Source organism: Neobacillus rhizosphaerae, assembly GCF_050477885.1.
GTDB lineage: Bacteria > Bacillota > Bacilli > Bacillales > Cytobacillaceae > Neobacillus > Neobacillus rhizosphaerae_A.
This window is the reverse complement of sequence record NZ_JBCNAC010000027.1, coordinates 1-25,616: the sequence shown is the minus strand read 5'-3', so window position 1 is coordinate 25,616 and position 25,616 is coordinate 1. Positions and strand designations below refer to the sequence as shown.

Here is a 25,616-nt window from a genome sequence, read left to right as displayed (position 1 = left end):
TGCTTTACCGTTTTTGAATGAATTTAGAAAAGGGGAGATAAAGATGAATACAAACAAAAGGGCAGCAAAATTGGTGGGAGTACTGTTTATACTGGCGGCCGTTACGGCGGTAATCGGTCTTCTTTTATACGATCCGATCCTAAACGGCCCTGATTATCTGATTAAAGGCTCCGAGCACGCAAACCAGGTGATAGTGGGTGCACTTATGGAGTTAATTCTTGTCGCATCAGCGGTGGGTACGGCAACGACCATGTTTCCCATTTTAAGAAAGTATAATGAAACGATCGCTCTTTGGCATGTATGCTTCAGGTTTCTTGAAGCCATTATTATTACGATTAGTGTCATCAGCGTACTTTCTCTATTGACCTTAAGCCGGGAATTTGTAGCCGCAGGTGCCGTGGATACTGCCTCTTTTCAAGCTTCGGGAACTGTATTAAAAGCCATACATGATTGGACATTTATGCTTGGACCACTTTTCATGCTCGGTATAAATACAATGATGTATAGTTATATATTTTATAAAACCAAGCTCGTGCCAAGGTTTATACCAGTCCTGGGTATGACAGGGGCAGCTCTTGTTTTTATTTGTGCCTTGTTAGTCATGTTTGGTGTGGTTGAACAGGTTTCATTTTTGGGTGGTATTTTGGCGCTACCAGTGGCAGCTAATGAAATGATTTTAGCCGTCTGGCTCATCGCGAAAGGATTCAATCAATCTGCACTTGCTTCCCTATCTGCCAAAAAGGCACAGGCGCTTCTAGTTTAATATATTTTTTCTCCACCCATTATGATGGTTTATAAGTTCCTAAAAATTTAATAATGTTTTCATCTACATCATTAGATGAATGACCAATCCAAATTAAATGACCCCATGAGTCAAGTAGACAAAGTTCTGAAGAGGGAATGTTTTCATGGGCATAATATGGATGTTCTAAAGGTACAGCACCATCATGTTTACTATGCATAATAAGAGTTGGAGAAGTAACTGCTCGTAAATCTTCAATCGTTATGTCATGTGCTTGTTCTAAGTCTATAAAGAACCCAAAACCTGACCGTTGACGATTATTCATTTTTCTAATAGCTTCAACGTCACCTTTATGTATTTTATCTTTCGCTTCACGATACTTTAGGTTACTGAATGAAGGAAACATTTGTTTAAAAATAAACTGCGGGAAAACATTATTCATAGAAGAAATTAGACTCCATGTATATTTTTCAACTTTAGGGCGAAATAAAATCCTTGCAGCTTTGTATTCTTTATCCTTCGGTGTAAGCCATCTTTTCGTAACTGCTGATTGCAATGTAAGTGTACGAACAAGTTGTGGATATTTTGAAGCAAAATAAATTCCACTAGGACCACCAGCAGAAATAGCAAGTAGGTGAACTTTTTCAATATTTAAATGGTTTATTAACTTCGAATAGTACTCACACGCTATTGCAAGGCTTTTTCCAACTTCTTTAGAAGTCTCTCCATACCCAGCTCTTGAAGGGGTGATTACTGAGAAACCGTTCTCTACCAAAGCCTTATACCCAAATTCTTCATTACAATCTGAATGTCCCCCGTGCATGACAAATATGGGTTCTCCACTACCAATAATGGAATATTCAATTGAAATGCCTTCTGATGAGAATATCTCGATTCTTCGTTCCAAAAATCATCCCTACTTCCTTGAACACAATCTTCAACAAAATTCATTACTAATTTTACCATAAAAATGTGGTTAAAAATGCTAAAAGCAGTGTGATTTGCGAAACGCACTGCTTATATACTTGTTTTTATATTTGCTATTTCCTATGCGGGTTTTTCACCATATACATATTTGAATTGTTATATACTTAAAAATGAATCCATTCTTAAATCTTTAATTTATTTAAACCGGTCTATTGACATAAACGTAAAAAAGTTTTATTATTATCTCAGGTTCAAGATATCTTAATTCAAAATAAAATAGGAGGTGAGAGAATGAACAGAAAATGCACAAATTTACCCTTTCTTGTATTGATGCAAACATCAAAAGAAATTCAGGAGAGAATGAAGCTGGAAATGACAAAATACAACCTGAGTATTACGGAATTTTCTGTTCTAGAAGTGCTTTATAACAAAGGAAAACAAACCATACAACAAATTGGTCACAGAATATTAATTTCTAGTGGTTCTATGACCTATGTTATTGATAGATTGGAACAGAAAGGCTTGTTGAATCGCAGTGCTTGTCCAAATGATCGGAGAGCCATACATGTAGCTCTAACTGATAATGGCAATAGCTTGATGGAGGAAATCATGCCGAAACATCAAGAATTAGTTGATCATATGTTTGGTTCATTAAATTCAAATGAGTCTGAGCTATTGGTTAAACTTTTGAAAAAGGTAAGTAATGAAAAATAGTATTTTTTTATAGATTTATCTCGAATTCGAGATAAATAACACTTTAGGAGGATATAATAATGATAAATCTTGGTTTACTAATCATTCGTTTAGTTGTTGGTGTATTATTCATTGGTCATGGGGCTCAAAAATTGTTTGGCTGGTTCGGAGGCTATGGATTAAAAGGTACAGGAGGCTGGTTTGAATCTATTGGAATGAAACCAGGAGTAACGATGGCACTTCTAGCAGGACTGGCAGAACTTATTGGTGGTATTTTGTTTGCTGTAGGATTCTTAACTCCGCTTGCGGCACTGTTGATTGCAGGGACCATGATCATGGCTATTGTAAAAGTGCATGCTGCAAACGGATTATGGGCAACATCAAATGGATATGAATTTAACTTAACTTTACTGGCAGTTGCTATTGGCATCGCATTAATTGGACCTGGCAAATATGCTCTAGATATATTTTTCTTTTAAAAATACTACTATTGAATTTTTATAAGGAGGGGTAAAAAATGAGCAAGAAAACAATGGGTATTCACCATATTACAGCCATCGTGGGGCATCCCCAAGAAAACGTGGATTTTTATGCTGGAGTGTTGGGACTGCGTTTAGTAAAGCAAACGGTGAATTTTGATGATCCAGGTACGTATCACCTTTATTTTGGGAATGAAGGTGGGAAGCCTGGAACCATCATTACATTTTTTCCATGGGCAGGAGCTCGTCAAGGAACCATTGGAGACGGCCAAGTAGGTGTCACATCATACGTTGTACCAAAAGGTGCTATTGAATTTTGGAAAAAAAGGTTAGAGAAGTTCCATGTTCCTTTTACCATCATGGAACGCTTTGGAGAGCAGTATCTGGAATTTGATGATCCACACGGTCTTCACTTGGAAATTGTTGAAAGAGAAGAAGGAGAAATCAATCATTGGACCTTTGGTGACGTCACACCGGAAGTGGCTATTAAAGGCTTTGGCGGAGCCACTCTACTATCAACCCAGCCGAACAAAACAGCTGAATTATTAGAAAAAGTAATGGGACTTGAATTAATCGGTAAAGAAGAAGACTTTGTTCGATATCGTTCAACCGCAGATATTGGGAATGTGATTGACCTTAAATTAACCCCAATAGGCCGTGGGCGAATGGGAGTAGGAACCGTTCACCATATCGCATGGCGGGCTATTGATGATCAGGATCAACTTGATTGGCAGCAATATGTGGCGGAAAATGGTTATGGTGTCACTGCTGTTCGGGATAGAAATTACTTTAATGCGATTTACTTTAGAGAGCATGGAGAAATCCTGTTTGAAATCGCGACGGATCCTCCAGGATTTGCTCATGATGAATCCCTAGCAACAATGGGAGAAAAATTGATGCTGCCAACACAGTATGAGCCGCAAAGAGCACAAATTGAACAAGCTTTGCTACCATTTAAAGTAAGAAACCTAGACTGATTATGTGAAGGTTCTGGAGGGAGATAAATAATGAAACATATATTCAATAAAGGGAAAAATCTAACAAAACCAACGTTATTATTGCTTCATGGTACGGGTGGCAATGAGTTAGATCTGTTGCCTCTGGCAGGAAGAATAGATGATGAAGCTTCTGTATTGAGCGTTCGAGGAAATGTATTAGAAAATGGAATGCCTCGATTTTTCCGAAGATTAGCGGAGGGAGTATTCGATATAGAAGACCTTATTTTTCGAACAAAAGAATTAAATGCGTTTCTAGATGAAGCAGCGGAAAAGTACGGTTTCGACCGAGATAATATAATCGCTATTGGATACTCAAACGGTGCGAATATAGCTGCAAGCTTACTGTTCCATTATCAAAACGCCTTAAAGGGTGCTATTCTTCATCACCCAATGGTACCAAGAAAAGGGATCGATCTTCCTGATTTATCAGGTAAGTCGGTGTTTATTGCGGCTGGGACAAATGATCCGATTTGCTCGCCAATGGAATCGACTGAACTACAATCCTTATTAGAAAAGGCTCATGCGAATGTGGAACTTCATTGGGAGAACAGAGGCCATCAGTTAACCCTCCAAGAGGTTGATGCTGCAGCTGACTGGTATCGCAAGGTAATTATTAATTAAAAGAATGTAATGTTAAAAACAAGACATAATAGGTGGTGTGTTTAATTGGGTTTCTTATCCAAATTGTTTGGGAATTCATCTGATAAGGAGACAGGAAAAATGACAAATGTAAAATTAGCAGTGGTTTATTACAGCATGGGTGGAACAAACTATCAACTAGCAAAATGGGCCGAAGAAGGAGCAAAAGAAGTTGGCGCAGAGGTAAAAGTGGTAAAAGTTCCAGAACTTGCGCCACAATCAGCGATTGAAGGGAATCCTGTTTGGAAAGCGCATGTTGAAGCAACAAATGATGTACCAGAGGTTAAATTGGAAGACTTAGAATGGGCAGATGCAATCATTTTCAGTGTGCCTACTAGATTTGGTAATATGCCTTCACAAATGAAGCAATTCCTTGATACAACTGGCGGTCTTTGGTTTAATGGAAAACTCGTGAATAAGGTTGTAAGTGCGATGACCTCAGCACAAAATTCACATGGCGGACAAGAGGCGACTATATTATCGCTTTATACGACGATGTATCACTGGGGTGCAATCGTTGCCGCTCCTGGTTATACAGATCCTGTAACCTTCGGGGCAGGTGGAAACCCTTATGGAACAAGCGTTACCGTGGGGCAAGATGGAAAGATGATCGAAGATGTTCAGGCTGCAGTTAAACACCAAGCGAAACGTACAGTTACAGTTGCAGAATGGGTAAAAAAAGCAAATCAATAAAGGGTAGAAAAGCTAATTGACGATGGTCGATTAGCTTTTTGTTATCTGGTGAACCAATTATGACTTCTATCTAAAAGGGAAAATACATTTGTTACCAACTAAATTATTTCAGAAATCATGAATGGGGCTCCTTTTAACTTGGTAGTCTGCATTGGAAAATAATTTCCAAATTTTGTAGAATTCATCTTTGGTTTTGTAGAATAAGTTGAAATTTTGTAGAATTCACTCTCAATTTTGTAGAATTCCTCTGTGAATTTGTTCTTTTAAGGTTAAATTGGAAATTTATTTCCAAACTTTGTAGAATACTTCTCCGATTTTGTAGAATTAATTAAAATTTTGTAGAATTCCTTCTTATTTTTGTAGAATTCTCATTGAATCAAACGATAAAAGTATGAATATCACTTAAAAAAGGCAGAGGGAACATCCCACTGCCTTTTTGCTAGCCTAATATTCGCAAACTCTCTTCGACAAAGGCTGGTATATCATCGGGCTGTCTACTGGTGACTAGCTGATTCTGGCACACGACTACTTCTTTGTCATGCAAATGACCGCCCGCATTCTTTAAATCTACATGAATAGATTTATACCCTGTTACATCACGCCCTTGAAGCGTTTCAGCTGTGATAAGCAGTTGGGGTCCGTGGCAAATGGCTAAGACAGGTTTTTTAGTATCCATAAATGCTTTGGCGAAGAGGACAAAACGCTTGTCAGCACGAAGAATATCCGGTGAAAATCCACCTGGAATGAAGAGGGCATCAAAATCCTCAGGAGAGACATCATCAATGCTTGCATCAATGACGATTTCACTCTGTCCCTGCTTTCCCTTCACTGTTTTATCCTTCTCCATTTCGATTGCGGTAATCGTATGGCCCTTTTCTTTGAAGGACTGCACCGGATCTGTATATTCGGAGTCCTCAAAATGATCAGTTACGACAACAGCGATTTTTTTACCCATATTCATTCACTCCTTATCCAAGTCTCTTGAATAAGGTACCCTTCTCTACCTCGGTTGAAACGGGCTAATAAGGAACGAAAAAGTTCCGGTAGGTAACTGCAGCTGGTGGAACCGGCGGTGGAGGAATAATGGGAACGACCATAGGTTTATACCACGGATGGTAGTGGTGATATAGTATGTAATAATACATTTATATCATCCTTTCATGTCATGTCACAGTAGACTATGAATATTCACCTAGATATGATTGGATGCATGCCTAGCAATTCCTCTAATAGTTAGAAAAATAAAAAGAAGCAAACATATGCTTCTTAGCTTGGGCCCTTATCTAATTTAGAAAAGCTCTCCATATTTGTAACCCAATAAGCTGTAAAGTAAAGGATTAGAAAAATAATAAAATCATAAAAAGAGGACCAATGTTTTGGGTCATAAAAGCCGATTGCGTCGAAGAACTTCATCGCTCCAAAAGCAGCAAGGGCAGAGAATATAGCTCCTTTTAATAAGGGATTCATTTTTGGCTTGATTTGTAGAGCGAACATAACCCCAACGGGTGCTAGAGAATAGTGATACGGTAAAAATAGAAAAGGGGCTAGAGGGATGATTGTCATTGGGTAAGACCAGAGCCCAAGAGATAGGGCAGCAAGATCGATGGTAAGTGACAAAATGACGGACAATAAGCCTCCTAAAAGCAGACGTCCCGTACTATTCTTCTCCCGGAATAGGAACCAAACAATCCATGGGACGATAAACAATGCCAAACCAAACCACCATTGCCATGTCCAAAAAAAATCTTCTTTCACAGCTTTTGCAAATAACGAACTGACCTCAGTTAACTGGTGATAGGCTTTTTCTGATTGAGCGAGTCCTTCCTCATATGCCATGCGTATGATCTCTCCTAAGAAACATTAATAATGGTATTTTTTTCAGCTATATACTCTTTTATACAGTGTTACTTTAAAAACATGTTCCTAGGGCTATCAAGTCCTAATCGGAGGTGGTGGATTTGGACAGAGTCGAGGATTTCCAGGCGGGTCGTGTCCGAATAGAGGGTGGATTCAGACAGATTGGAAGGATTCCAGGCGGGGCGTGTCCGAAAAGAGGGTGGATTCGGACAGAGTGGAAGGATTCCAGGCCAGTCGTGTCCGAATAGAGGGTGGATTCGGACAGAGTGGAAGGATTCCAGGCCAGTCGTGTCCGAAAAGAGGGTGGATTCGGACAGAGTGGAAGGATTCCAGGCCAGTCGTGTCCGAATAGAGGGTGGATTTGGACAGAGTGGAAGAATTCTAATGACAATTGTGTCCGAATCCAACCCGCCCCTCAGTCAATAAGAAGGCCCAAAAAGGGAATGTTAACTTTCTTAAGGTTATCTTAAGGTTCCTCCAATAAAATGGGAAACAGTTAAGGTTATGAGTAAATTTGGAGGAATGAATATGAAAAAGAATTATATAAAAATTGTACTGGATTTGCTGATGGCCATCACGTTTGTGTTGCTAATGAATCCAAGAGTCCTAGACGGGTTACCGTTCCATGAAATTGCTGGCCTGATAATAGGCGTCGCTATTCTTGCGCACATCGGATTGAACTACCAATGGGTGATCAATACAACCAAAAAGATTTTTGATCCCAAACTAACTAAGAAAACACGATTTAGTTATCTGCTAAATATATTACTTTTAATTTCGATGGCAACCGTTATTATCACCGGAATCTTCATTTCGAAAGTCATTTTTCCAAGTCTCGCTGTTCAAGGGGGACATGCTCTTCGTGAACTCCATGGATTATCTGCAGATGCTACCCTTGCGTTTGTTGGACTCCATATTGGGGTACATTGGCAATGGGTTATGAGTATCTGCAAAAGAGCGTTTAAATCCAAAGAAGGAAAGCTTCGAAAAGGTGTCATCGCATCAGTAGTTCTATCAATCGCCATTTTGGCAGGTGGAATCCAATGGTTTGCTTCAACCGTTACTCCTAGTATGGGCAATTTCAAGCCGGTACAAATACAACAAAGCGGTCAGGCTTTTACTAATGGAAATATGGGGAATACAACTACAGCAAGTTCCAATCAGGAACCACCTAACGGAGAGGATTTTCACAGAGGGAAATTTGGTGATAGAGACGGAAAAGAAGGACATGGTGGCAGCAGCAACCCATTCCTAGTCGTTCTTAATTATTTTGCCATTTGGGCAGCCATCATCATTCCTACTTATTTTCTGGAAACCCGGGTCTTAAGGAAAAAACGAAGATCGACAAATATCCAACCAACCTAATAGGAAGAGCTAATCGATCGAAATGGTCGATTAGCTCTTTTTTATTACCAAAAAGTTAATATAACAATGGTTTAAAGGGGAAAGTAAAAAGATGAATTTTCAAGAGTCGTACATTAAGAGGGGGATCCTACATGAAATGCCCGGAATGTGATTATGACAATAAGCATGAGGGAAAGTACTGTATCAATTGCGGCTTTACCTTTTTGGGAGACGGCGACACGCCGCAAGATTCAAGCAGCCTTTTTTATGAATTTGCCACGTATGTTGATGCTGTTCCGAAGCAGCTCCGTTCGGTTGAGCCGAAATTTCAAAATATCTTTTCTAGGGTATTCCGAAAGCATAGTGAACTAGAGGCTGAACGGCTTTTCGTAGTGGGAACGGCACTAACCACACCCAGAATTGAAGAGGTGAAGGAAACGTGGCCAAAGCCTTGGCTGTTCGCGAGGGTATTTCTGATTGCGCTTATATCATTCATAGGATTGTACGTGGGAGTAAGCTTATTCAAAAATATCAACTTTATACCGGGGCTTATCATTGTTGGGGCGTTTACTGTTCCTATCTCGACACTAATCTTCTTTTGGGAAATGAATGCGCCGCAGAATATTGCTATTTATAGAATCATTTATGTCGTCTTTATCGGCGGAATTCTCTCAATGTTAGTGGCGTTGCTCTTTTTTAACATATTAAAAAATAACATCAATCCGATTACGATTGGGATTGTGGAAGAACTGGCCAAGGCCCTAATCGTCATATTTTTCGTGCGGACGAGAAAATACCGCTATATTCTCAATGGACTTCTGTTAGGGGCTGCGGTCGGAGCGGGTTTCGCCGCGTTTGAAACGGCTGGATATTCATTAAGAGCGCTCCTATCCGGTAGTTTCCCTGGCCTCTATTCTACCATTCTCGTGCGCAGCTTCTTAGCCCCCGGCGGACATGTGGCATGGGCTGCTTTAACAGGGGCCGCTTTTTGTCGAGTCCAAGGAAACAAGACCTTTGAACTGAACATGCTGTTCAAGCCAAGGTTTATCCGGGTCTTCGCTCTTGTTGTGTTGATGCATGCTTTATGGGACACCCCTATACCAGGAATGTTTCCTATTGGACAAATCTTCCTGATGCTCGTATCATGGACTGTAGTTTTTCTCATGATCCGCAGGGGCTTAAAGGAAATCGCGAATAAGAAAGTGCAATTGAGCAGCCTTCCTCTTGAGCCTACATCCTAAGGAAAGAAGGGAAGGGTTTGATTACATACAAATGCCTCCATCATGTAAGTTTGACGGTGACAGATTTGGAAAAAGCAAAAGACTTCTATAGTAGAATTTTGTGTTTAAAGGAAATACAGCGTCCTGCTTTTGATTTTCCAGGTGCCTGGTATGAAATTGAGGAACAGCAGCTCCACTTAATTGTTGATCCTTCTTCGCAGACGATTCGTCAGGATAAACGTTTATCCAGCCGAGAAGGTCACTTTGCCCTCAGAGTGGCGAACTACTATGACACTTTGGAATGGTTGAAGCAGAATGAAGTGGAAGTTCTTGAAAAACCACATGGAAAAAGTGGATTTGCACAAATTTTCTGTACCGACCCGGATGGGAATTTGATTGAGCTAAATGTGGATCAAAAAGATTTATAAGTTAGGGAGCGCTACTACTAATGGGTTCCGTTACCTGTCGTAAACATTAAAAATGTTATTTAAAACGAGTGCTAAATTTTATATAAATTTGGCACTCGTTTTTTATTGGTATAGGACCATTCATAGGCGATTTACACTGAAATATGCTGATCAAATTAGGGATTTCATTTCATATTCTAATCCTTTCCGTACATACTAAGAAAAAAATAAAGGGGTATTAAGTAAAAATGGAGCATAACCCGAAACTTGTTTCTTCTGAAGTTGCCGCATTGTGGAGTGCTTATATGCTGAATTCAATGGCTTATTGTATAGTTCAACATTTTGGAAGTGTAAATGAAGATGCAGATGCAACAGACATTATTCAGACCGCTTTAACTAATTGTTTATTTGTTGTAGATGAAGTCAAACAAATCTTTGAAAAAGAAAACCATGCCATACCAATTGGATTTACACAAGAAGATGTAAATTTAAAAGCGGGTCGATTATATTCCGACTTGTTTACCTTGAGATACATAAAATACATGGCAGCTGCTGGAACAGCTGCAGCAGCAGCTTTACTAGAAGTATTGGCACGAAACGATATAAGAGAACTTTTTTCAAAAACATCCGAAAGGTTCATGAAACTTTACAACGATGCTTGTGACTTGCTACTCAAGAAGGGTGCTTTTGTTCGTTCGCCTACCATCGCTCCGATGGAAAAAGCGGAATACCTTCAAAGTGAATCATTTTTATCAGGTTTAATCGGTAAGCACCGACCTTTGACTGCCATTGAACTTGCCCATATTTCGAAAAATACGGAAACAAACTCCATTGGTAGAACTTTTATAGCAGGCTTTTCCCAAACGGCTAAATCACCTGAAGTAAGAAAATTTATGGAGAGAGGGATGGAGATAGCTTCGAAGCATGAAACTGTGTTTAGACAAATTTTAATTGAAGATGGGGTGCCGATGCCAAGCACATGGGATTCTACGATTTCACAATCCATAGATGCTCCATTTTCAGATAAGTTAATGATGTTTCAAACCAATAGTTTAACTGCCATCAGTGTAGCGGGTTACGGGGCTGCGATTGGGGCAAGCCTTAGAAAGGATTTAGGAGGACATTACACAAGACTAGTGGCTGAAATACTTCAATATGCAAATGATGGCGTTAAATTGATGATTGAAAACAGGTGGATGGAACAACCACCACAAAATGTTGACAGGGAAGCATTAAGAAATAGAAGTGTGTAAAAATTAGGAAACCGGTCGTTAAAAAGTTTGGCTTTCATGAAACGGATGCGTTTTAAGAGAGTGTAATCATTTTTCTAGAAGAATTCTATTTCCTGTTTAACTATAAGAAATAAGCCAATCACTGATGTTGGCCTATTTCTTATCCTGTTTTTTCAATAAAAATGGAGCCGTGCAAATGACGCCAACCAGGTAGAGGACAACGGCGAAATAGGCAGGTAGTAGGTGGACAAAATCCGTGTAGGAAATCACAAAATGCGTGATAAGTCCGGACAAAAATGCGGGAATGGCGCCGATTGTGAAGGTCCACCAAACCCAGCTTTCCCTTTCGCGGATGCCCCATAAGGCCAGCATCAAGACCAGCAGTCCCACACTTAACAAGGCGCTGCCGAACCCCGCCCGGTCATGGGCAATCACAGGGATTAATCGATCATTGAACTCATTTAGCATGTCTGGCGTGAGACATAAATAAGTCAGATCGGTTGGGACAAAAACATGGGATGCGCCAATGACAGAGATGACACCGCCGCCAATCGTTAAGGCGAATCCGAGTATGACAAAGGATAATTGGCCAATCAAACTCCATTTCCATTGCTGATGATTGAAGCGGTTGATACTTGTTGGTGTCTCGTTTGCCGCTCTTGATTTTACATAGCCGAGAATAAATAAAGGTAATAAAACCAGCCAAAACAATCCATGAAGCCAGTCGAAATAGCCGTAGCCGATAAATAAGAAAATGCCTAGAAACCCAATCGTACCGGCAATATTGACTGCTTTTCTCGCCCAATGGAGGCCGTGCCTAATTCCATGCCTCGCCAGTTGCATATAGATGATTCCACCGGAGATCATAGTCCCAGAAAGGGTCATCCGGTCATGGGCCATAAAGTATAAGATGGCCGGATTGAAGAGGACGAGGTCGTTTCGAAGCATGCCCAAAAACGATTCATCGTATGGAAGAATAATAGATGTCATGCTGAAAAACAGGGCAATGAATCCGGTGACCGTAATCGCCAGTCCAAACAGCCAATACCACAGCCAGCCCTCCACTTTCACGGACTCCTTCGGCAACCTGTCGTTGCAGGCCTCATTGATCCGCTTCGGCAGACCAGGTCCGGAAAAAACATACTCAAAGCCAAGCATCACAAGGGAAGCGCCCTGTTCCAATAAGATAATCGCATCTTGTGGCTCTTTAATTCCACCTGACATAACGATGGGAACGTCATCACCAAGGGATTTTCTTAATGCAACGAGCGTATCGGGGTGGCATCCTTCAAGGAGGATTCCGCTAGGTTGATAGTTTTCTAGCTTAGTTATGTTGTCTTCTGAATAGGCTAATATAACGGGTTTATTTACTTTTTTTTGAAAAAGATGATAGTGGTCAGCCGAATCAAACGTCTGGACGCTGATAATAAATCCATTACTGAACGGGAGGAGCTCTTCGCAAATCTGCTCGACTTCTTCCAATGATCCCTCAGCCCTTATGAAAAAGGGGACTTTCTTCTTTTTTAAAGATTGAAGTTTGTCTTTAACGACAGATAGTTTGATAGAAAAATCGGTCAAACTCAGGGTCTGTTCTTGAACGTCCAGTTCTTCCTTCCCTATTGAACCGTGAAAGGTTACGGGGCCAATCTCGATGAAGCCGAACCCAAGGTTTTGAAAGGCTTGAAGTCCAGATACTTGCGGGTCGATTTTGCCACTTAACCCAACAGGAGTAGTAAAGGGAATGCCGAATACCTGTCTCTCCAATTTTTTCGATGGTGTCATGTGACCAAGGAATTCAATCAATTTTTCCCCGATGAAGGTAGATGATAACACACTCATCCCACGGTGAATAAACTCGCGACTAAAGGACGGGGGCAGCTGATGAAGAATCGGTTTGAAAAGCGTATGATACGACCAATCTGGCAAGGGTAGTCACCCCTTTTGCTAAAATTTGTACACCTGTGCGCTTTAGATTGTTACCTGTTATTTTACAATACTTTGTTATTAACGTGGGAAATATATATATCTTAAAAGGCATTTAGTACGGTCCACATTTTTTATGGAAAAGAAGGATTACCAATAAAGCTTTATTGTTTATTGGACTTTCGGGCATTGCAACGGGTTTGTCGTGGCTGTGCTATTTTGCCGCGATTGCCTTAGGGGATGTTTCGGTCATGGCACCCATCGACAAATTTAGTGTCGTACTGACGATGGTGTTGAGCTTTATAATTTTAAAAGAGAGAGTGCAAAACATAAGATTTTGGGCGGAGTCCTTATTACGATTGGGACGCTTGTTTTGATTTTATAGGGGGTTTTGGAACTTTGGACAGAGTTGATGGAAAAGCAAGTAACATTGTCAGAAGTCAATGAAGTTGGACAAGATTCAACTGACTTTAATAGAGTTCGCAGCGACCTTTCCCGTCGTTCCGAGAAGGAAACGGGTTCATAGAACCTCTCTATGCAACCTTTCTCATTGTTCCGAGAAGGAAAGGGGTTCATAGAACCTCTCTATGCGACCTTTCCCGTCGTTCCGAGAAGGAAACGGGTTCATAGAACCTCTCTATGCGACCTTTCTCATTGTTCCGAGAAGGAAACGGGCTCATAGAACCTCTCTATGCGACCTTTCCCGTCGTTCCGAGAAGGAAAGGGGTTCATAGAACCTCTCTATGCGACCTTTTCCGTTGTTCCTAGAAGGAAAGGGGTTCATAGAACCTTTCTATGCGACCTTTCTCGTTGTTCCGAGAAGGAAACGGGCTTATAGAACCTCTCTATGCGACCTTTCTCGTTGTTCCGAGAAGGAAAGGGGTTCATAGAACCTCTCTATGCGACCTTTCCCGTCGTTCCGAGAAGGAAAGGGGTTCATAGAACCTCTCTATGCGACCTTTCCCGTTGTTCCTAGAAGGAAAGGGGTTCATAGAACCTCTCTATGCGACCTTTCCCGTCGTTCCGAGAAGGAAACGGGTTCATAGAACCTCTCTATGCGACCTTTCTCATTGTTCCGAGAAGGAAACGGGCTCATAGAACCTCTCTACGCGACATTTATCGTCGTTACGGAAAGGAAACGGGCTCATAGAATCTCTCTACGCGACGTCTTTATGTCTTTGAGCGACCATTTTTCCCTGTAAGCTTGTCTTTATGGATCCGCAGGCTGGGCAGAATAGGTAAAGGAGAGTGTTATGGTAAACTTAAATAAATAAAAACAAGCAAAGTGAGGAATTTGATGGGTACGATTAAAAAGAATAAGACAAATAAACTTAGAATGATTTTACGAGGATTACTGGTTATACTCGGTGGATTTATTGCGGCCTATGGACTTGAGACGGTATTAATTCCAAACAACGTATCGGATGGAGGAGTGACGGGTCTTAGCATCGTTGGTTCCGAGCTGTTTCATTTGCCATTAGGAGTGCTCATTGCCGTGTTAAACCTTCCGTTTATTTGGTTAGGATACAAACAGATTGGTAAAAGCTTCGCGATTTTTTCGATTATCGGAATCATTTCTTTAGCTGTTGGGACAAGTCTCATGCACCATACCCCTGCTATTATTGAAGGGGATACCTTGTTAATTACTGTTGTAGGCGGGATTATCCTCGGTTTTGGGATGGGGTTAGCCTTGCGTAATGGCGGAGCATTAGATGGAATTGATATGCTTGCCGTCCTGCTGTCGCGGAAACTACCGTTTGGGACAAGTGACCTCATTCTTTTCTTAAATACCTTTGTATTTATCTTCGTCTCCATAGTATTCGGTCTCCAAGGGGCCATTCTTTCGGCCATTGCCTACTTTATCGCTTCAAAAGTCATACATATTGTGGAAGAAGGGTTAAGCGGATCAAAAACCTTTCAAATTATCACCACTCAGCCTGAATCAATGATCGAGACCATTCGTGATCGCTTAGGCCGTGGGGCTACATATAAGGAAGCGTACGGCGGTTTTTCCAATGAAATGTTTAAAGAAATCACCTGTGTTATTAACCGTTTAGAAGAAACCAAGCTAAAGGAAATCATCAATGAAATTGACCCGAAGGCCTTCGTTACTGTCTATGACGTTGCAGAAGTGAAGGGCGGCAATTTCAGAAAGCATGATATTCATTAAATAAATGTTTAGTAAAAAACAGGAAGGGCTTATTTCACTTCTCTTAAGCCCTTCCCATCAAGAATCTCTTGAATGCCTTCTTCGCAAACCCCGTAAGAACGCCAATGGCAGGTTGAGCAGACTGTTTGAATATCGGTGGGGATGACGTGCTTTTGAATCTGGGACTCAATGTCCTCCCATTTCAGTTTCTGTCCGATGTGAAGGCCCATTTTTTCTAAAATAACCGCATCCCTCTCATAGAGGTTGGCATCCTGACAGTGGTAATCACCGGTGTTGGGGTACTTTTCACACAATTGATCAGGTCCCTTAACAAGCTCAATCAAAGTCTTGGGGTTTTCTCGTAAAGCCTGATGCAAACGCGTCATATTTTCCACGTATTCTTGGGAATAACCCATTCCCCGATAGCCCAAAAGGCAAAAAAGATGATGTCCTCGTAGCTTATACATAATGAACCCCCAGTTCGACAGGTATTAATATATTAAAAGTTAACTAAAATGATTGTTTGGTTGACTTATATTTTTATCTTATCATCCACAAATAAATATTTCATCATAAGTTTAGATACTAAGTATCTTTTTTAAGTTATCATTCGTTTTATAATAAAAGAGATTACGTATGGGGGGATTTCAATGGAAAAGGTACTTATTCTTGGGGCAAGCGGTCTTGTAGGAAGAGCTTTAATAGATGAATGTAGAGATGGATTTGACATCTATGGAACATATTCTTCTACGGTAACCAGTCTCCCTGAAGGTAAGCAGTTTAAATTAGAACTTCAACAAACCGATAAGTTGAAAGAAATTATACGCTCAATTAAACCTGACATTGTGATTTCTTGCCTAAGAGGAGAGTTTGAACATCAGCTCAAGTTTCATAAAGAATTGGCAATGGAATTACGTGAGAGTAGTAGCCGGTTGTATTACTTTTCTACTACAAATGTTTTTGATGGGGACTATTCAAAGCCACACGCTGAAACCGATCTACCTATTGCCGAATCAGATTATGGAAATTTCAAAATCAAATGCGAAAATATGTTAAAAGAAATGTTAGATGAGCGTGCGATGATGATCCGAATCCCAGCGATATGGGGTAAGAATTCGCCGAGATGGAACGTAATGAAAGATAGCATCAAAAAGAATAAAGTGATCGATGTGTACAGTAATTTAGTATGTAACAATCTTTTGGATGTTCAGTTAGCAAAACAAATGACGTACATTATTAAAAATAATCTAAAGGGCATTTTTCACTTAGCTTCAGTTGATATGATGACGCAAGGCCAATTCTATGAACTGATAATAAGTGGAGTAACATGTGATACGAGTATCTTGCGATATAGCCTTTTTCAAGATCGTGCAGACATACGGTATTTTGCACTGAAATCAAATCGGGAGGATATACCGGGCTCACTGCAGATCAATAATAAAGAGATTATTTCATATTTATTGGGATAAAAGAGAATGCCCCTGGCTAGTTAACCACGAGCGTCTCCCCACATTCATCAAATGCGTGCTTATAGTCAAACGCAAAAGGAGTTGGTCCATGCTGAATAAAATGGTTGTATCTCTTGGAAGCCTCCTCCCAAGATACATCCTTCACCTTCTCCGTCCACCACACCACATATGTAGGCTGTTTTTCTTGATGAGGTCTAATCCACTTGCTCCTGTCTCGGAGGGCTTGCTTATGTTTACCTGAATAGGTAAAACGATATAAAGATTGAAGGCTTTTCCATACTGTTAGTGTAAGTATAGGAGCACCGTCGCCTTTGATCACGTCCTCAGGAAAGGGCACTCCATCAGGTGAAAACTCCTTAATGAGATCCCCTGAATTAGTAGCCTGTCTCATTACTTTGTATCCAACTTCATAAAACTCACGAGAGGCAGGATGTTCATACGGATGTGTTAGCCTACCAACAGTATAGATCGCAACAAATGCCATAATCATCGCTCCATTTTCACTTTTTACCTACGTATATTCAAGCAAGGCTAGACTAATTCCTGTTGAACAAAATGGCAAAGGTGATTCTAAATTAAAAGTAAAAGAGGACTACTCAATAAAATAGTCCTCTAGTGTATTCTTTTAATTGTATTTTAAAAACGGCGCCGATTGATGACTGTGCATCGACGTGCACCTCTGTTGAGTAAAGACCGTGCTTGTCCTAATGAAATTCTGACAAGTACGGCTTCGTCCGTGCCGCCAACTTCTACATCAAACACTGCAAATGCCTCACCATCTACAATAAATACACATTCCACATCTGCAATATTAAATCCATCAAAGTTGTTTAAAACTCTACATTCCATGACTCCTGCTCTTATTAAAGTATTTGCCTCTGATGTGGAGATCCGAATAAACACGAATTCTTCGATCTCAACATTACCCGCTTCTACTTCAATTTCGGCTAAAAGAAAGGAACCATTTCTCCTTGTGCGGAGTACACAATTTGCCCCAATTGAAACGATATCATCCATACTCATATTATTTCACCCCCTTGCTACCATTAGATTCAACAGTGAAGGAAAGGTGTGGACAAATTATATTTTATTATATACGGAGTAAAGCCCCTCTCGTTGAGAAGGGGAGTCATGAGTTTATGCTATGGTCATATTTTTCCCTCAAGCGCTTTATATCTTCTTTAGGTGGTAAACTAAACATGCGGGAATATTCACGGCTGAATTGCGAAGGACTCTCGTAACCTACCCGGAATGCGACATCCGCGGCATCGGCTGACTCGGAGAGTAACAGGCTCCGGGCATCCTGCAGTCTCATTTGCTTTTGAAACTGAATAGGGCTCATAGCGGTTACCTCTTTAAAATGCCTATGAAGCGAAGAAACACTCATATTCGCTATTTCCGCAAGCTCTTCAATGTTAGATACGAAGAATAGCGTGTTCTTCTCACATAACGATCCTGAAATTGTGAAATGGATTGGTACGCGTATACTTGATATTTAATGTTCTTACACACCTATCATTATTGCTGAGATAGCTCGTGTAGTTATCACTTCAAAAAACAGCCAGTATACCTAACTGGCTGTTTTTGCTTATTTTCTATGCGTCCTTTTATTGCCCCAGGTTTTCAATTCTATTTAATAAATTTGTTACTTCATTAACCGTAGTGAATATTTGGGAGCTTTCTAACTTATCTAACGCCAAATGTCCGTTTTGTAACACTTCGTTGATTTCACCGAGTAAGAGTTCATTTTTAATAACTAATTCTTGATGTACTTCTTTTGCCACAGAAGGGACGTTATTGATGTTAATAAAGTTCTCTATATCTTGCTTAAGTGTCACCAATTGAGTTTCAAGTTCTTTCTGGATTTCTAAATCATTGGCAGCTTGCTCGATCAATTGAGGAGCATCTTCTGCAAAATTATTTAATTTATTAATATGGTCAGTCGCTTGATTGACATAGTCAATGGAATCATTCACTTCCCCTAGAAATGAGCATGCGCTTAGGAACAGTGAGACCGCAATAATAAGAAAAAAATGTACTTTTTTCATACCTGACTCCCTTCTAAAATTCGCTTTAGATTTATGATACGTATCACATCATAAAAGGTTTCAGTTCTAGAATACCAAGGGGGGTTCATTGATTTCATCAATCAGGCATATTGTCATTTTTATAGGAAGTATTTTATCAGCGTTTAATAAATAAATACTTTTAAATATTAAAAGGAGAACCAACTTTCTTCCTAGAATTTAGCTTTAGAAATCGATAAAGAGGGAGTGTGAAAAAATGCAGATTTTGCTGATTCGTCACGGAGAATCAGAAGATGACTTTTTAGAAGAGAATTATAATGGAACAACAGATTTGCCTTTAACACCAAATGGACGTATGCAAGTAGAGAAAATGGTACAACGCGTATTAAATGAGTTTCCACCCGATTTTATATGGAGTAGTCCATTAAAAAGAGCTAGGGAAACTGCCGACGTATTATCCAATACAATTGGTTGCTCTGTTGAATACATAGATGATTTAAGAGAACAGCAGGAATCAGAAAGTAATCTAGAATTTAGGTTGCGCGGGGAAACGGTTCTTTCATTTATCAAAGAAAATAGTAATGAGTATACTAGAATTGCAGTAGTAACCCACGGTGGAATGATCACCAAATTGATTGAAAGCTTTCTTGAATTACCAAATGAAAATAATAAATGGTTCCATACGAATAATACAGGAATTCATTTTTTGGATTATTACAAGGGTCTACAAATAATAAAGTTTGCAAATAGTACATCTCACTTAGACTAAGACACCTACTCTCCTTAACGACCATGATATAAGCTATTTGAACCGTGATGATGGCTTAAATAGTAAGACGGGTGCATGAATGAAACAGGGAGCGGCAGTGCTGCTCTTTTTTTTATTGATACAACAGAGTAGAGTAGTTTAATATGGCACATAGGAGTAGAAGTTAAGTAACAATGGGAGAAGGATGTAAAATGGAATATCCAATTTGTGTACGTTGTAAAGGTGCAGTTAAAGTAAATCAAGACAGGTATGAAGTATTTGAAAAGATGCACTGGACGTGCTTTCATTATGAATTTGAACACGATAGTTTTGATCCAGATGAGCCTTGTGATGACCCAAGTTGTCCAACACTAGCGTTAATGGAAAAATTCAATATTAACCCTGTATTGAACTAAAAAATTCAACGTAAATTAGGTGTCAGGCACCTTCAAGGGACAGTTGCCCAGGAAGGGTGCCTATTATCATTACTTCTTACAATTGCTCTGCGTATTTTTTAAAGTTGTCTAAAATCGCCTGCCATCCCTGTTGCTGCATCTCAATAGGATTCGTTGTTTCAGCATCAAACGTTTCAATTACTTGGGTTTCGTTTCCTTGACCTTTAAAGGTAATTTTAACTTTTCTTCCATCGCCTAGAGTATAAGCAATCACCTCATGTAATACCACTTCATCATAAGTTCCACCAAAATCGAAACCAAAACTGCCATCTTTGGCTTCCATTCTTGAATGGAATTTCCCGCCCGGTCTTAGATCATTTTCAGCAATGGGTGTGTGCCAGTCGTCTGAAGCGCTGTTCCATTTTGTTATATGGGTGGGCTCTGTCCAATATTCCCATACCTTTTCAACTGGGGCTTGAACGGTTGTTTCTACTTTTACCTTTTTAGATGTCTCCATTTCATCTACCGCCTCTCTTAGTACGATCTTTTTAAGCGATTTGTCTACATTAGGTGTCTGACTTTATTATAGAAGATTACAAAGATTCACACTACTTATTCATTGTATCCTTTTGATGTCATTGTTATCACTCGTTAATTAATATTTTGTGCTTCTTAACAGAGCGCTTTAACATAATGAATGTCCCAGCGCATATAGCTGGTAACAAAATAAATCCCACACTATTTGTGGTTTTTTTGTTATTAGGAAAAATTGTTCACCAATTGGGGACAGTCCCCCGCTGCTTTAAAGTAGTGGGGGACTGTCCTTGTTTTTTTATGTTAAAATAAGGGGAATAAGAACTATCTCATTTTTATGAATCTTCAAAAAGGATTCAAGGAGTTGGGGATATGCCGAAAATTTCTGACCTAATAAAAACGGAAAAAGCACTCTATGTATGTACTTTTAGTGCACTATTAATTGATTTAATAATAGGGTGGACCGGATATTCAGATTCCCTCTTTGGAACAATTAGTACCAGTATATTAGCCTTTTTCATTTTACTACTATTACTGGTGCTAAATAAGAAAAGACAAGTTGAACCCATGAAAAAATCTGTCTTTAAAGTTTGCTATATCATTATGTGTACATGCTTTTTATTATCTCAAATATTTAAAGAAGGTTTCATATTTATAGTCGCTCTTATCCTTGGTTTATCCTCTTTTGCCGTATTGGCGATCACTCTTTTAATTAAGGAGGATAATTGATAAAAAAATTCATGGGGACTACGTACCGCAGGGGAGTTCACGGTATCATCTGGTTGTTTCCTTAAAAGTAACCTTAATGACTTTCTCAGTAGTATTGTTAAATTCAATATCTACCAAAACGCCAAATTCCTTTTGTTGATCTTTTAACCATAATTTAAATTTCTCAGTAGACGTCCGAGAACCGATAATTCGTCCGATATGGAGATAGTCATTAATTTGGGCATTTGGGTACTTCCCCTGTGTTTCTTTCATTGCCAACTCTCCCCACTTAGCATAAGGAGGAATAGGCTTCCGTTGCGCGTATGAAGTATGAAGAAAGCTTGAAGAATAGATTCCACTTGAGCATGAAACCAAAATAATGATCAAACAAATCAATAATTTTTTCATAGGATAATCCTCTTGGTTTTTATTTTTATCTTTAGATGATTAATCATAATTTATGTACGAAACTTAGATGGGTGGATGGAAATGAATCAGAGGTCTTACATATTACTAATAGGTTCGGCAATTCTCACGATAATCATCTTATGTGGATGTGGATACAATCATATAGAAAATCAAATTATTGAAGATAGTGACATAACAAAAATCACCGTTTATAAGAATGGGGGTAACGAAGGACCGTTTGTCATCGAAGATAAGAAGGTTATTAGTCAAATAATCCAAAAGATTAATTCGTCTCCGAGAAAGGACATTTCAAAAATAGTGTTTGAACGTGGGCCCGATGAAAGAATGACTTTTGAAGGTGAGAATTCGAAATTTGAAGTGGGAGTTTTTAGTGACTCAGGGAATGTAGTGACCAAAAAATACTATATTCATACTGCCTTGAACCTAAAAGAATAAAAACAATTATGGGGACAGTCCCCCGCTGCTTTAAAGCGCTGGGGGACTGTCCCTCCAAAGAAGGAGTACTGCTAATGAGAGGAGAAATAGTTAGATTAAGAGATGAAGGAGTTATTTACATAAACGGAGGGTGCATGATCAATGGTAACGTTTCAAACCAAATATTTTCAATTACAACAGTTAGCAAACGGAGTGTTTGCGGCTATAATAAACCGGGGTTCAGGCTGCATAGCAAACGCGGCTGTTATAAATCTGGGTGGTCAAACCGTAGTATGGGATACCTTTCAAAATCCTAGAGCTGCAGAAGAACTTCGTAAATTTGCTAACCTCGAATTTGGTGAGCAGCCAATTCTTGTTATAAATAGCCACAACCACCTAGATCATTGCGGTGGCAACCAAGTTTTCAAAGACTGTAGTATCCTTTCTACCAGTAAAACTAGAGAAGCAATGGAGTCATTAAATACTAAGGTTATTGAAAGCATGAAGAGTCAACCAGACCAATCTCTTGAATATACAAAGCTAATTGAACAAGAAACAGATATAAATCGTAGGAACGAAAGGATTCTTCAATTTGAGGATTACAAGGAAATCAGTGATACGATCAAAAATCTCCAATTAACACTTCCAACTCTGACATTCGACCAATCGATGACTCTACATGGACAAAATCGTACAGCTCGTCTCCTCTGTTACGGTGGAGGACATTCCCCGAGTGACCTTATTCTTCATCTAGAGGAAGAAGAAATACTTTTAATTGGAGACTTAATCACAGTCGGAAGCCATCCCTTACTCAGATATGGAAATGTGGACGAGTGGCTTACTATTTTGGATAAAATTGAAAGCTTACCTATTAAGCAGATTTTGCCTGGACATGGCAGCGTCGTAGGAAAAGAACAAATTAAGGTCATTCGAAATTATTTTAGCGGTTTGGTCGAACTCGCAAACCAGTGTGTGGCCAGTGGTAGAACGATCGAGGAATTACAGAATGTAACAGTACCTCAAGAATATGAATCTTGGCGGTTACCTCATCTTTATTCAAGTAATTTAAAGGATATATACCTTCTGTTACAAAATAAACTTCAAACTCAGGAGTAACTATATAAGACTAGTACGGCTGCTACAACAATTTTTGCAAAAAAAGCCTAAAAAAAAGAGAGGAAAGATCCTCTCTAAGTAATCTATAATGAAATTATTGTTTAGCTCTTTTTTTCAATCGTCCTACAAGAGGTACTACGATGATACCCGCTATGAAGACCTGCATGATGTTTCCAGGGACCGAACCAAAAGGCTGAATCCAGTTTCCGTATAGAATCACTTCTGCAAAATAGTAGCCAACCACCTTGATGATTAGAGCAGTTGCGATTGCAAGAGAGTTCACCACGACCCTTTTGCCAGGTACTTTCTCAGAAATAAGTCCGACTACGAAGCCCATTGCCCCAACAATGACAAAGGTAAATGGTGACCATAGGGCCCATCCGGAAATCACATCGAACAAGCCCATTCCGAAAGCGCCTGCTATGAATCCTGTTCTTTTGCCGTATACTAAGGCAGCAATAAAAAGAGGTACGTTACCCAGATGGATGAGACCTCCGTTACCCATCAATGGGAGCCTAATGTTAATGAACATTGTGGCTACGAGGGTTAAGGCGATAAAAAGTGCGTTGATGACGATAACTCTTGTTTTAGTTGTTCCTGGGGATGATAATGTTGTATTCATATGATAACCTCTTCTGTTTTTTAAAATAATATCATATATACACCTACTTAATAAATACGAAATACGATTAAAATGAATAGGAGAAGAAAACGCATGAACAATCAAAGTGGTAAAACTGCATTGCTAGTAATGGATCTGCAAAATGGTATTGTATCCCGCTTTGCAGAAAATGCTGAGGTTCTTCAACCATTCCAAAGAGCTTTGGAAGCCGCGCGTCAAAATCGTATACCCGTCATTTTTGTTCGAGTAGGGTTTAGTGAAGGGTATCCAGAGGTCAGTCCAACAAACAAGATATTCTCAGCTATCTCTAAAGCCGGTGGAATGACCCTGATGGATTCATCCACCCAGATTCACGAGTCTGTCCAGCCTAAACCTGATGAGCCCATTATTACCAAGTATCGTATTAGTGCTTTTGCGGGCAGCAATCTCGAAGTCATCCTTCGCGCACAACAAATTGGCACACTTGTTCTCAGCGGAATTTCTACAAGTGGAGTCGTATTATCAACAGTAAGAGAAGCAGCGGATAAAGATTACTCCATTACAGTGCTTTCGGATGCATGTCTGGATGCAGATCCTGAGGTTCACAACGTGCTCATGGAAAAAGTATTCCCACGCCAAGCGGATGTGCAGACCGTTGACGCTTGGATTGGCACTTTGAAATGATATTGCCCTTTTATAAATTAATTCATTTACATTAATTCGGAGTGAACAAATTGGAACCAATTCATTTGAGCGAAATCCCTATTGAAATAAAACAATATGTTGGAACCATTCATTCCATTAGATTTCCACGACAAGGATATACCTCTAATGTAGGAATAATTGATACAAGTAGTGGGATGTACGCTCTAAAAAGAACAAAAGGGGAGATCTTAAGTTCTTGGCTACATAAAGAAGTAACCGTGACTAACCTTTTGGATAGTGGAAGCACTTTGCCCATTCCGAAAGTGAAGAGATACCTTTTGGAAAAAAATAAAGGTCAATCGTGGGCTCTATTGGGTTTCTTTGAGGGGGAAACCTTAAGAACGGCACTATTTAACGAGGAGAATGAGGAGAAAAGAAGAGAGATGATATTTAACTTTGGTACTACCCTTTCTCAAATCCATTTAACTCCTTGTCCGAAAGAGTTTATACACGAACAACAACCTTGGCTTGATCAAATGTTGGTTCAGGCGGAATGGAATTTGAAAAATAGCCAGGTGGACGGAAGTGAATCATTATTACAGAGGATTAAAAGGAATAGGCCTAATGAGTATAAGCAGACGCTTATTCACGGAGATTATACTATAGATAATGTACTAGTAAAAAACGGGATCATTACAGGTGTAATCGATTGGGGGGGTGGAGCTTATGGAGACCCTAGATATGATGTTTCAATAGCTATTCGTCCCAAACCCAATGTATTCGAGAATGAAGTAGATCAACAGATTTTCTTTGAAGGCTATGGGGGAAAGATCATTAATAAATGGGAATATGATTATTTTGTTAACGGATTATACGAGTTCTTTTAAGGTGAATTTTCAGACTGGAACTGGATATAATCTAAATGTTGTTGACATGAGGCGAATGTGATAGTAATATAGTAATTCCTGATGCGGAATAACATAGTTTTAGTTGTTTCTTTTGAAAAATAAAAATTCAGGATTGACGAAGTTGGTTTTATAGTATAATATTAATTTCTGTTGCTGCGAGTCAGTAACGCTTGAAAAAAGAACTTAAAAAAGTTGTTGACTTTCGGTTGATAACTTGGTAAGATGATAAAGTCGCTTTCGAGCGATGGTGAAATTGTTCTTTGAAAACTAAACAAACAAAAACGTCAACAAACAAAAAATTTTCGTTTCTTTATTGAAA

At 39.5% G+C, this 25,616-nt stretch carries 33 protein-coding genes and 1 pseudogene; 21 read left to right on the top strand and 13 right to left on the bottom strand.

Annotated features, from left to right (window positions below; translation table 11 throughout):
- Nucleotides 1-43: 43 nt before the first annotated feature.
- The gene (locus tag ABES03_RS03325; protein WP_430115111.1) at nucleotides 44-763 is read left to right on the top strand and encodes a DUF4386 domain-containing protein; all 720 of its coding nucleotides are present in this window, start codon (nucleotides 44-46) and stop codon (nucleotides 761-763) included.
- A 19-nt stretch (nucleotides 764-782) separates the two neighbouring features.
- Here the strand turns inward: ABES03_RS03325 and ABES03_RS03320 are convergent, their stop codons facing one another.
- A complete protein-coding gene (locus ABES03_RS03320; RefSeq protein ID WP_430115109.1) occupies nucleotides 783-1,649 on the bottom strand; it encodes an alpha/beta fold hydrolase in 867 nt (288 codons plus the stop codon).
- A 311-nt stretch (nucleotides 1,650-1,960) separates the two neighbouring features.
- Here ABES03_RS03320 and ABES03_RS03315 point away from each other — a divergent pair, with 311 nt between their 5' ends.
- From ABES03_RS03315 to wrbA, 5 genes are all read left to right on the top strand, one after another.
- Nucleotides 1,961-2,383 (top strand): MarR family winged helix-turn-helix transcriptional regulator, encoded by a 423-nt coding sequence (locus ABES03_RS03315; protein WP_430115107.1) that lies wholly within the window; start codon nucleotides 1,961-1,963, stop codon nucleotides 2,381-2,383.
- 59 nt (nucleotides 2,384-2,442) lie between these two features.
- The gene (locus ABES03_RS03310; RefSeq protein ID WP_430115105.1) at nucleotides 2,443-2,841 is read left to right on the top strand and encodes a DoxX family protein; all 399 of its coding nucleotides are present in this window, start codon (nucleotides 2,443-2,445) and stop codon (nucleotides 2,839-2,841) included.
- A 38-nt stretch (nucleotides 2,842-2,879) separates the two neighbouring features.
- Nucleotides 2,880-3,818 carry a ring-cleaving dioxygenase gene (locus ABES03_RS03305; protein WP_430115103.1) on the top strand — a complete coding sequence of 313 codons (939 nt, stop codon included), beginning with the start codon at nucleotides 2,880-2,882 and terminating at the stop codon, nucleotides 3,816-3,818.
- Nucleotides 3,819-3,848: 30 nt separating this feature from the next.
- Complete coding sequence (locus tag ABES03_RS03300) at nucleotides 3,849-4,460, top strand: alpha/beta hydrolase (RefSeq protein ID WP_430115101.1); 612 nt, start codon at nucleotides 3,849-3,851, stop codon at nucleotides 4,458-4,460.
- Between the two features lie 99 nt (nucleotides 4,461-4,559).
- Complete coding sequence (wrbA, locus tag ABES03_RS03295; protein WP_430115099.1) at nucleotides 4,560-5,171, top strand: NAD(P)H:quinone oxidoreductase; 612 nt, start codon at nucleotides 4,560-4,562, stop codon at nucleotides 5,169-5,171.
- Between the two features lie 439 nt (nucleotides 5,172-5,610).
- On the opposite strand, the gene ABES03_RS03290 is transcribed toward wrbA, so the two are convergent.
- From ABES03_RS03290 to ABES03_RS03280, 3 genes are all read right to left on the bottom strand, one after another.
- Nucleotides 5,611-6,126 (bottom strand): type 1 glutamine amidotransferase domain-containing protein, encoded by a 516-nt coding sequence (locus ABES03_RS03290; protein ID WP_430115098.1) that lies wholly within the window; start codon nucleotides 6,124-6,126, stop codon nucleotides 5,611-5,613.
- 64 nt (nucleotides 6,127-6,190) lie between these two features.
- Entirely contained in the window at nucleotides 6,191-6,316 is a 126-nt protein-coding gene (locus ABES03_RS03285) for a hypothetical protein (RefSeq protein ID WP_430115097.1), read from the bottom strand.
- Nucleotides 6,317-6,437: 121 nt separating this feature from the next.
- The gene (locus tag ABES03_RS03280) at nucleotides 6,438-7,007 is read right to left on the bottom strand and encodes a CBO0543 family protein (protein ID WP_430115095.1); all 570 of its coding nucleotides are present in this window, start codon (nucleotides 7,005-7,007) and stop codon (nucleotides 6,438-6,440) included.
- Nucleotides 7,008-7,556: 549 nt separating this feature from the next.
- On the opposite strand from ABES03_RS03280, the gene ABES03_RS03275 reads away from it, so the two are divergent.
- The 4 genes from ABES03_RS03275 (at nucleotide 7,557) to ABES03_RS03260 (ending at nucleotide 11,252) form a co-directional block, all read left to right on the top strand.
- Complete coding sequence (locus ABES03_RS03275) at nucleotides 7,557-8,393, top strand: DUF4405 domain-containing protein (protein ID WP_430115093.1); 837 nt, start codon at nucleotides 7,557-7,559, stop codon at nucleotides 8,391-8,393.
- Between the two features lie 131 nt (nucleotides 8,394-8,524).
- The gene (locus tag ABES03_RS03270; RefSeq protein WP_430115092.1) at nucleotides 8,525-9,613 is read left to right on the top strand and encodes a PrsW family intramembrane metalloprotease; all 1,089 of its coding nucleotides are present in this window, start codon (nucleotides 8,525-8,527) and stop codon (nucleotides 9,611-9,613) included.
- A gap of 17 nt (nucleotides 9,614-9,630) precedes the next feature.
- Nucleotides 9,631-10,020 (top strand): VOC family protein, encoded by a 390-nt coding sequence (locus ABES03_RS03265; protein ID WP_430115090.1) that lies wholly within the window; start codon nucleotides 9,631-9,633, stop codon nucleotides 10,018-10,020.
- Nucleotides 10,021-10,247: 227 nt separating this feature from the next.
- Complete coding sequence (locus tag ABES03_RS03260; protein WP_430115088.1) at nucleotides 10,248-11,252, top strand: DUF3231 family protein; 1,005 nt, start codon at nucleotides 10,248-10,250, stop codon at nucleotides 11,250-11,252.
- Between the two features lie 132 nt (nucleotides 11,253-11,384).
- On the opposite strand, the gene ABES03_RS03255 is transcribed toward ABES03_RS03260, so the two are convergent.
- The gene (locus ABES03_RS03255) at nucleotides 11,385-13,157 is read right to left on the bottom strand and encodes a dihydroorotate dehydrogenase (protein ID WP_430115087.1); all 1,773 of its coding nucleotides are present in this window, start codon (nucleotides 13,155-13,157) and stop codon (nucleotides 11,385-11,387) included.
- Between the two features lie 164 nt (nucleotides 13,158-13,321).
- Here ABES03_RS03255 and ABES03_RS03250 point away from each other — a divergent pair, with 164 nt between their 5' ends.
- The 3 genes from ABES03_RS03250 to ABES03_RS03240 all read left to right on the top strand — a co-directional run bounded on the left by ABES03_RS03250 (nucleotide 13,322) and on the right by ABES03_RS03240 (nucleotide 15,324).
- Nucleotides 13,322-13,531 (top strand): EamA family transporter, encoded by a 210-nt coding sequence (locus ABES03_RS03250; protein WP_430115086.1) that lies wholly within the window; start codon nucleotides 13,322-13,324, stop codon nucleotides 13,529-13,531.
- A gap of 14 nt (nucleotides 13,532-13,545) precedes the next feature.
- Nucleotides 13,546-13,680: a hypothetical protein gene (locus tag ABES03_RS03245; RefSeq protein WP_430115085.1), complete on the top strand. Its 135-nt coding sequence runs from the start codon at nucleotides 13,546-13,548 to the stop codon at nucleotides 13,678-13,680.
- A gap of 771 nt (nucleotides 13,681-14,451) precedes the next feature.
- Nucleotides 14,452-15,324, top strand: coding sequence for a YitT family protein (locus tag ABES03_RS03240; protein WP_430115082.1), 873 nt, complete (start codon nucleotides 14,452-14,454; stop codon nucleotides 15,322-15,324).
- Between the two features lie 29 nt (nucleotides 15,325-15,353).
- Here ABES03_RS03240 and ABES03_RS03235 read toward each other — a convergent pair whose 3' ends face one another.
- The gene (locus tag ABES03_RS03235) at nucleotides 15,354-15,770 is read right to left on the bottom strand and encodes a DUF1284 domain-containing protein (RefSeq protein WP_430115080.1); all 417 of its coding nucleotides are present in this window, start codon (nucleotides 15,768-15,770) and stop codon (nucleotides 15,354-15,356) included.
- 183 nt (nucleotides 15,771-15,953) lie between these two features.
- Here ABES03_RS03235 and ABES03_RS03230 point away from each other — a divergent pair, with 183 nt between their 5' ends.
- Nucleotides 15,954-16,772 carry a sugar nucleotide-binding protein gene (locus ABES03_RS03230; protein ID WP_430115078.1) on the top strand — a complete coding sequence of 273 codons (819 nt, stop codon included), beginning with the start codon at nucleotides 15,954-15,956 and terminating at the stop codon, nucleotides 16,770-16,772.
- Nucleotides 16,773-16,788: 16 nt separating this feature from the next.
- Here ABES03_RS03230 and ABES03_RS03225 read toward each other — a convergent pair whose 3' ends face one another.
- The 4 genes and pseudogenes from ABES03_RS03225 to ABES03_RS03210 all read right to left on the bottom strand — a co-directional run bounded on the left by ABES03_RS03225 (nucleotide 16,789) and on the right by ABES03_RS03210 (nucleotide 18,820).
- Nucleotides 16,789-17,256 carry a DUF3291 domain-containing protein gene (locus ABES03_RS03225; RefSeq protein ID WP_430115077.1) on the bottom strand — a complete coding sequence of 156 codons (468 nt, stop codon included), beginning with the start codon at nucleotides 17,254-17,256 and terminating at the stop codon, nucleotides 16,789-16,791.
- A gap of 152 nt (nucleotides 17,257-17,408) precedes the next feature.
- Complete coding sequence (locus tag ABES03_RS03220) at nucleotides 17,409-17,795, bottom strand: hypothetical protein (RefSeq protein ID WP_430115076.1); 387 nt, start codon at nucleotides 17,793-17,795, stop codon at nucleotides 17,409-17,411.
- Nucleotides 17,796-17,901: 106 nt separating this feature from the next.
- Nucleotides 17,902-18,186 (bottom strand): annotated as a pseudogene (locus ABES03_RS03215) (helix-turn-helix domain-containing protein); the annotation flags it as partial.
- Between the two features lie 193 nt (nucleotides 18,187-18,379).
- A complete protein-coding gene (locus ABES03_RS03210; protein WP_430115074.1) occupies nucleotides 18,380-18,820 on the bottom strand; it encodes a DUF6376 family protein in 441 nt (146 codons plus the stop codon).
- 235 nt (nucleotides 18,821-19,055) lie between these two features.
- Between ABES03_RS03210 and ABES03_RS03205 the strand changes: the two genes are divergently transcribed.
- Together ABES03_RS03205 and ABES03_RS03200 are read left to right on the top strand one after the other, a co-directional pair.
- Nucleotides 19,056-19,568, top strand: coding sequence for a histidine phosphatase family protein (locus ABES03_RS03205; RefSeq protein ID WP_430115072.1), 513 nt, complete (start codon nucleotides 19,056-19,058; stop codon nucleotides 19,566-19,568).
- A gap of 191 nt (nucleotides 19,569-19,759) precedes the next feature.
- Entirely contained in the window at nucleotides 19,760-19,963 is a 204-nt protein-coding gene (locus tag ABES03_RS03200) for a hypothetical protein (protein WP_430115071.1), read from the top strand.
- A 76-nt stretch (nucleotides 19,964-20,039) separates the two neighbouring features.
- On the opposite strand, the gene ABES03_RS03195 is transcribed toward ABES03_RS03200, so the two are convergent.
- On the bottom strand, nucleotides 20,040-20,459 hold the full coding sequence (locus ABES03_RS03195; RefSeq protein WP_430115069.1) for an SRPBCC family protein: 420 nt from the start codon (nucleotides 20,457-20,459) through the stop codon (nucleotides 20,040-20,042).
- 389 nt (nucleotides 20,460-20,848) lie between these two features.
- On the opposite strand from ABES03_RS03195, the gene ABES03_RS03190 reads away from it, so the two are divergent.
- On the top strand, nucleotides 20,849-21,205 hold the full coding sequence (locus tag ABES03_RS03190; RefSeq protein ID WP_430115066.1) for a hypothetical protein: 357 nt from the start codon (nucleotides 20,849-20,851) through the stop codon (nucleotides 21,203-21,205).
- Nucleotides 21,206-21,250: 45 nt separating this feature from the next.
- Here ABES03_RS03190 and ABES03_RS03185 read toward each other — a convergent pair whose 3' ends face one another.
- Nucleotides 21,251-21,592: a DUF3889 domain-containing protein gene (locus ABES03_RS03185; protein ID WP_430115064.1), complete on the bottom strand. Its 342-nt coding sequence runs from the start codon at nucleotides 21,590-21,592 to the stop codon at nucleotides 21,251-21,253.
- 81 nt (nucleotides 21,593-21,673) lie between these two features.
- On the opposite strand from ABES03_RS03185, the gene ABES03_RS03180 reads away from it, so the two are divergent.
- Nucleotides 21,674-22,048 carry a hypothetical protein gene (locus ABES03_RS03180; RefSeq protein ID WP_430115062.1) on the top strand — a complete coding sequence of 125 codons (375 nt, stop codon included), beginning with the start codon at nucleotides 21,674-21,676 and terminating at the stop codon, nucleotides 22,046-22,048.
- A 141-nt stretch (nucleotides 22,049-22,189) separates the two neighbouring features.
- Nucleotides 22,190-23,143: an MBL fold metallo-hydrolase gene (locus ABES03_RS03175; RefSeq protein ID WP_430115060.1), complete on the top strand. Its 954-nt coding sequence runs from the start codon at nucleotides 22,190-22,192 to the stop codon at nucleotides 23,141-23,143.
- Nucleotides 23,144-23,237: 94 nt separating this feature from the next.
- On the opposite strand, the gene ABES03_RS03170 is transcribed toward ABES03_RS03175, so the two are convergent.
- Entirely contained in the window at nucleotides 23,238-23,765 is a 528-nt protein-coding gene (locus ABES03_RS03170; protein WP_430115058.1) for an ECF transporter S component, read from the bottom strand.
- A 93-nt stretch (nucleotides 23,766-23,858) separates the two neighbouring features.
- Here ABES03_RS03170 and ABES03_RS03165 point away from each other — a divergent pair, with 93 nt between their 5' ends.
- Together ABES03_RS03165 and ABES03_RS03160 are read left to right on the top strand one after the other, a co-directional pair.
- Nucleotides 23,859-24,428, top strand: a complete 570-nt coding sequence (locus ABES03_RS03165) for a cysteine hydrolase family protein (protein WP_430115056.1) — start codon at nucleotides 23,859-23,861, stop codon at nucleotides 24,426-24,428.
- Between the two features lie 50 nt (nucleotides 24,429-24,478).
- Nucleotides 24,479-25,276, top strand: a complete 798-nt coding sequence (locus ABES03_RS03160) for an aminoglycoside phosphotransferase family protein (RefSeq protein ID WP_430115054.1) — start codon at nucleotides 24,479-24,481, stop codon at nucleotides 25,274-25,276.
- The last annotated feature ends 340 nt before the right edge of the window (nucleotides 25,277-25,616 follow it).

Bases quoted from the DNA above. Each gene is read 5' to 3' on its own strand.
- ABES03_RS03325 (WP_430115111.1), top strand. From the start codon at position 44: ATGAATACAAACAAAAGGGCAGCAAAATTGGTGGGAGTACTGTTTATA.
- ABES03_RS03315 (WP_430115107.1), top strand. From the start codon at position 1,961: ATGAACAGAAAATGCACAAATTTACCCTTTCTTGTATTGATGCAAACA.
- ABES03_RS03310 (WP_430115105.1), top strand. From the start codon at position 2,443: ATGATAAATCTTGGTTTACTAATCATTCGTTTAGTTGTTGGTGTATTA.
- ABES03_RS03305 (WP_430115103.1), top strand. From the start codon at position 2,880: ATGAGCAAGAAAACAATGGGTATTCACCATATTACAGCCATCGTGGGG.
- ABES03_RS03300 (WP_430115101.1), top strand. From the start codon at position 3,849: ATGAAACATATATTCAATAAAGGGAAAAATCTAACAAAACCAACGTTA.
- wrbA (WP_430115099.1), top strand. From the start codon at position 4,560: ATGACAAATGTAAAATTAGCAGTGGTTTATTACAGCATGGGTGGAACA.
- ABES03_RS03290 (WP_430115098.1), bottom strand. From the start codon at position 6,126: ATGGGTAAAAAAATCGCTGTTGTCGTAACTGATCATTTTGAGGACTCC.
- ABES03_RS03285 (WP_430115097.1), bottom strand. From the start codon at position 6,316: ATGTATTATTACATACTATATCACCACTACCATCCGTGGTATAAACCT.
- ABES03_RS03280 (WP_430115095.1), bottom strand. From the start codon at position 7,007: ATGGCATATGAGGAAGGACTCGCTCAATCAGAAAAAGCCTATCACCAG.
- ABES03_RS03275 (WP_430115093.1), top strand. From the start codon at position 7,557: ATGAAAAAGAATTATATAAAAATTGTACTGGATTTGCTGATGGCCATC.
- ABES03_RS03270 (WP_430115092.1), top strand. From the start codon at position 8,525: ATGAAATGCCCGGAATGTGATTATGACAATAAGCATGAGGGAAAGTAC.
- ABES03_RS03260 (WP_430115088.1), top strand. From the start codon at position 10,248: ATGGAGCATAACCCGAAACTTGTTTCTTCTGAAGTTGCCGCATTGTGG.
- ABES03_RS03240 (WP_430115082.1), top strand. From the start codon at position 14,452: ATGGGTACGATTAAAAAGAATAAGACAAATAAACTTAGAATGATTTTA.
- ABES03_RS03235 (WP_430115080.1), bottom strand. From the start codon at position 15,770: ATGTATAAGCTACGAGGACATCATCTTTTTTGCCTTTTGGGCTATCGG.
- ABES03_RS03230 (WP_430115078.1), top strand. From the start codon at position 15,954: ATGGAAAAGGTACTTATTCTTGGGGCAAGCGGTCTTGTAGGAAGAGCT.
- ABES03_RS03225 (WP_430115077.1), bottom strand. From the start codon at position 17,256: ATGGCATTTGTTGCGATCTATACTGTTGGTAGGCTAACACATCCGTAT.
- ABES03_RS03220 (WP_430115076.1), bottom strand. From the start codon at position 17,795: ATGAGTATGGATGATATCGTTTCAATTGGGGCAAATTGTGTACTCCGC.
- ABES03_RS03210 (WP_430115074.1), bottom strand. From the start codon at position 18,820: ATGAAAAAAGTACATTTTTTTCTTATTATTGCGGTCTCACTGTTCCTA.
- ABES03_RS03205 (WP_430115072.1), top strand. From the start codon at position 19,056: ATGCAGATTTTGCTGATTCGTCACGGAGAATCAGAAGATGACTTTTTA.
- ABES03_RS03200 (WP_430115071.1), top strand. From the start codon at position 19,760: ATGGAATATCCAATTTGTGTACGTTGTAAAGGTGCAGTTAAAGTAAAT.
- ABES03_RS03195 (WP_430115069.1), bottom strand. From the start codon at position 20,459: ATGGAGACATCTAAAAAGGTAAAAGTAGAAACAACCGTTCAAGCCCCA.
- ABES03_RS03190 (WP_430115066.1), top strand. From the start codon at position 20,849: ATGCCGAAAATTTCTGACCTAATAAAAACGGAAAAAGCACTCTATGTA.
- ABES03_RS03185 (WP_430115064.1), bottom strand. From the start codon at position 21,592: ATGAAAAAATTATTGATTTGTTTGATCATTATTTTGGTTTCATGCTCA.
- ABES03_RS03180 (WP_430115062.1), top strand. From the start codon at position 21,674: ATGAATCAGAGGTCTTACATATTACTAATAGGTTCGGCAATTCTCACG.
- ABES03_RS03175 (WP_430115060.1), top strand. From the start codon at position 22,190: ATGGTAACGTTTCAAACCAAATATTTTCAATTACAACAGTTAGCAAAC.
- ABES03_RS03170 (WP_430115058.1), bottom strand. From the start codon at position 23,765: ATGAATACAACATTATCATCCCCAGGAACAACTAAAACAAGAGTTATC.
- ABES03_RS03165 (WP_430115056.1), top strand. From the start codon at position 23,859: ATGAACAATCAAAGTGGTAAAACTGCATTGCTAGTAATGGATCTGCAA.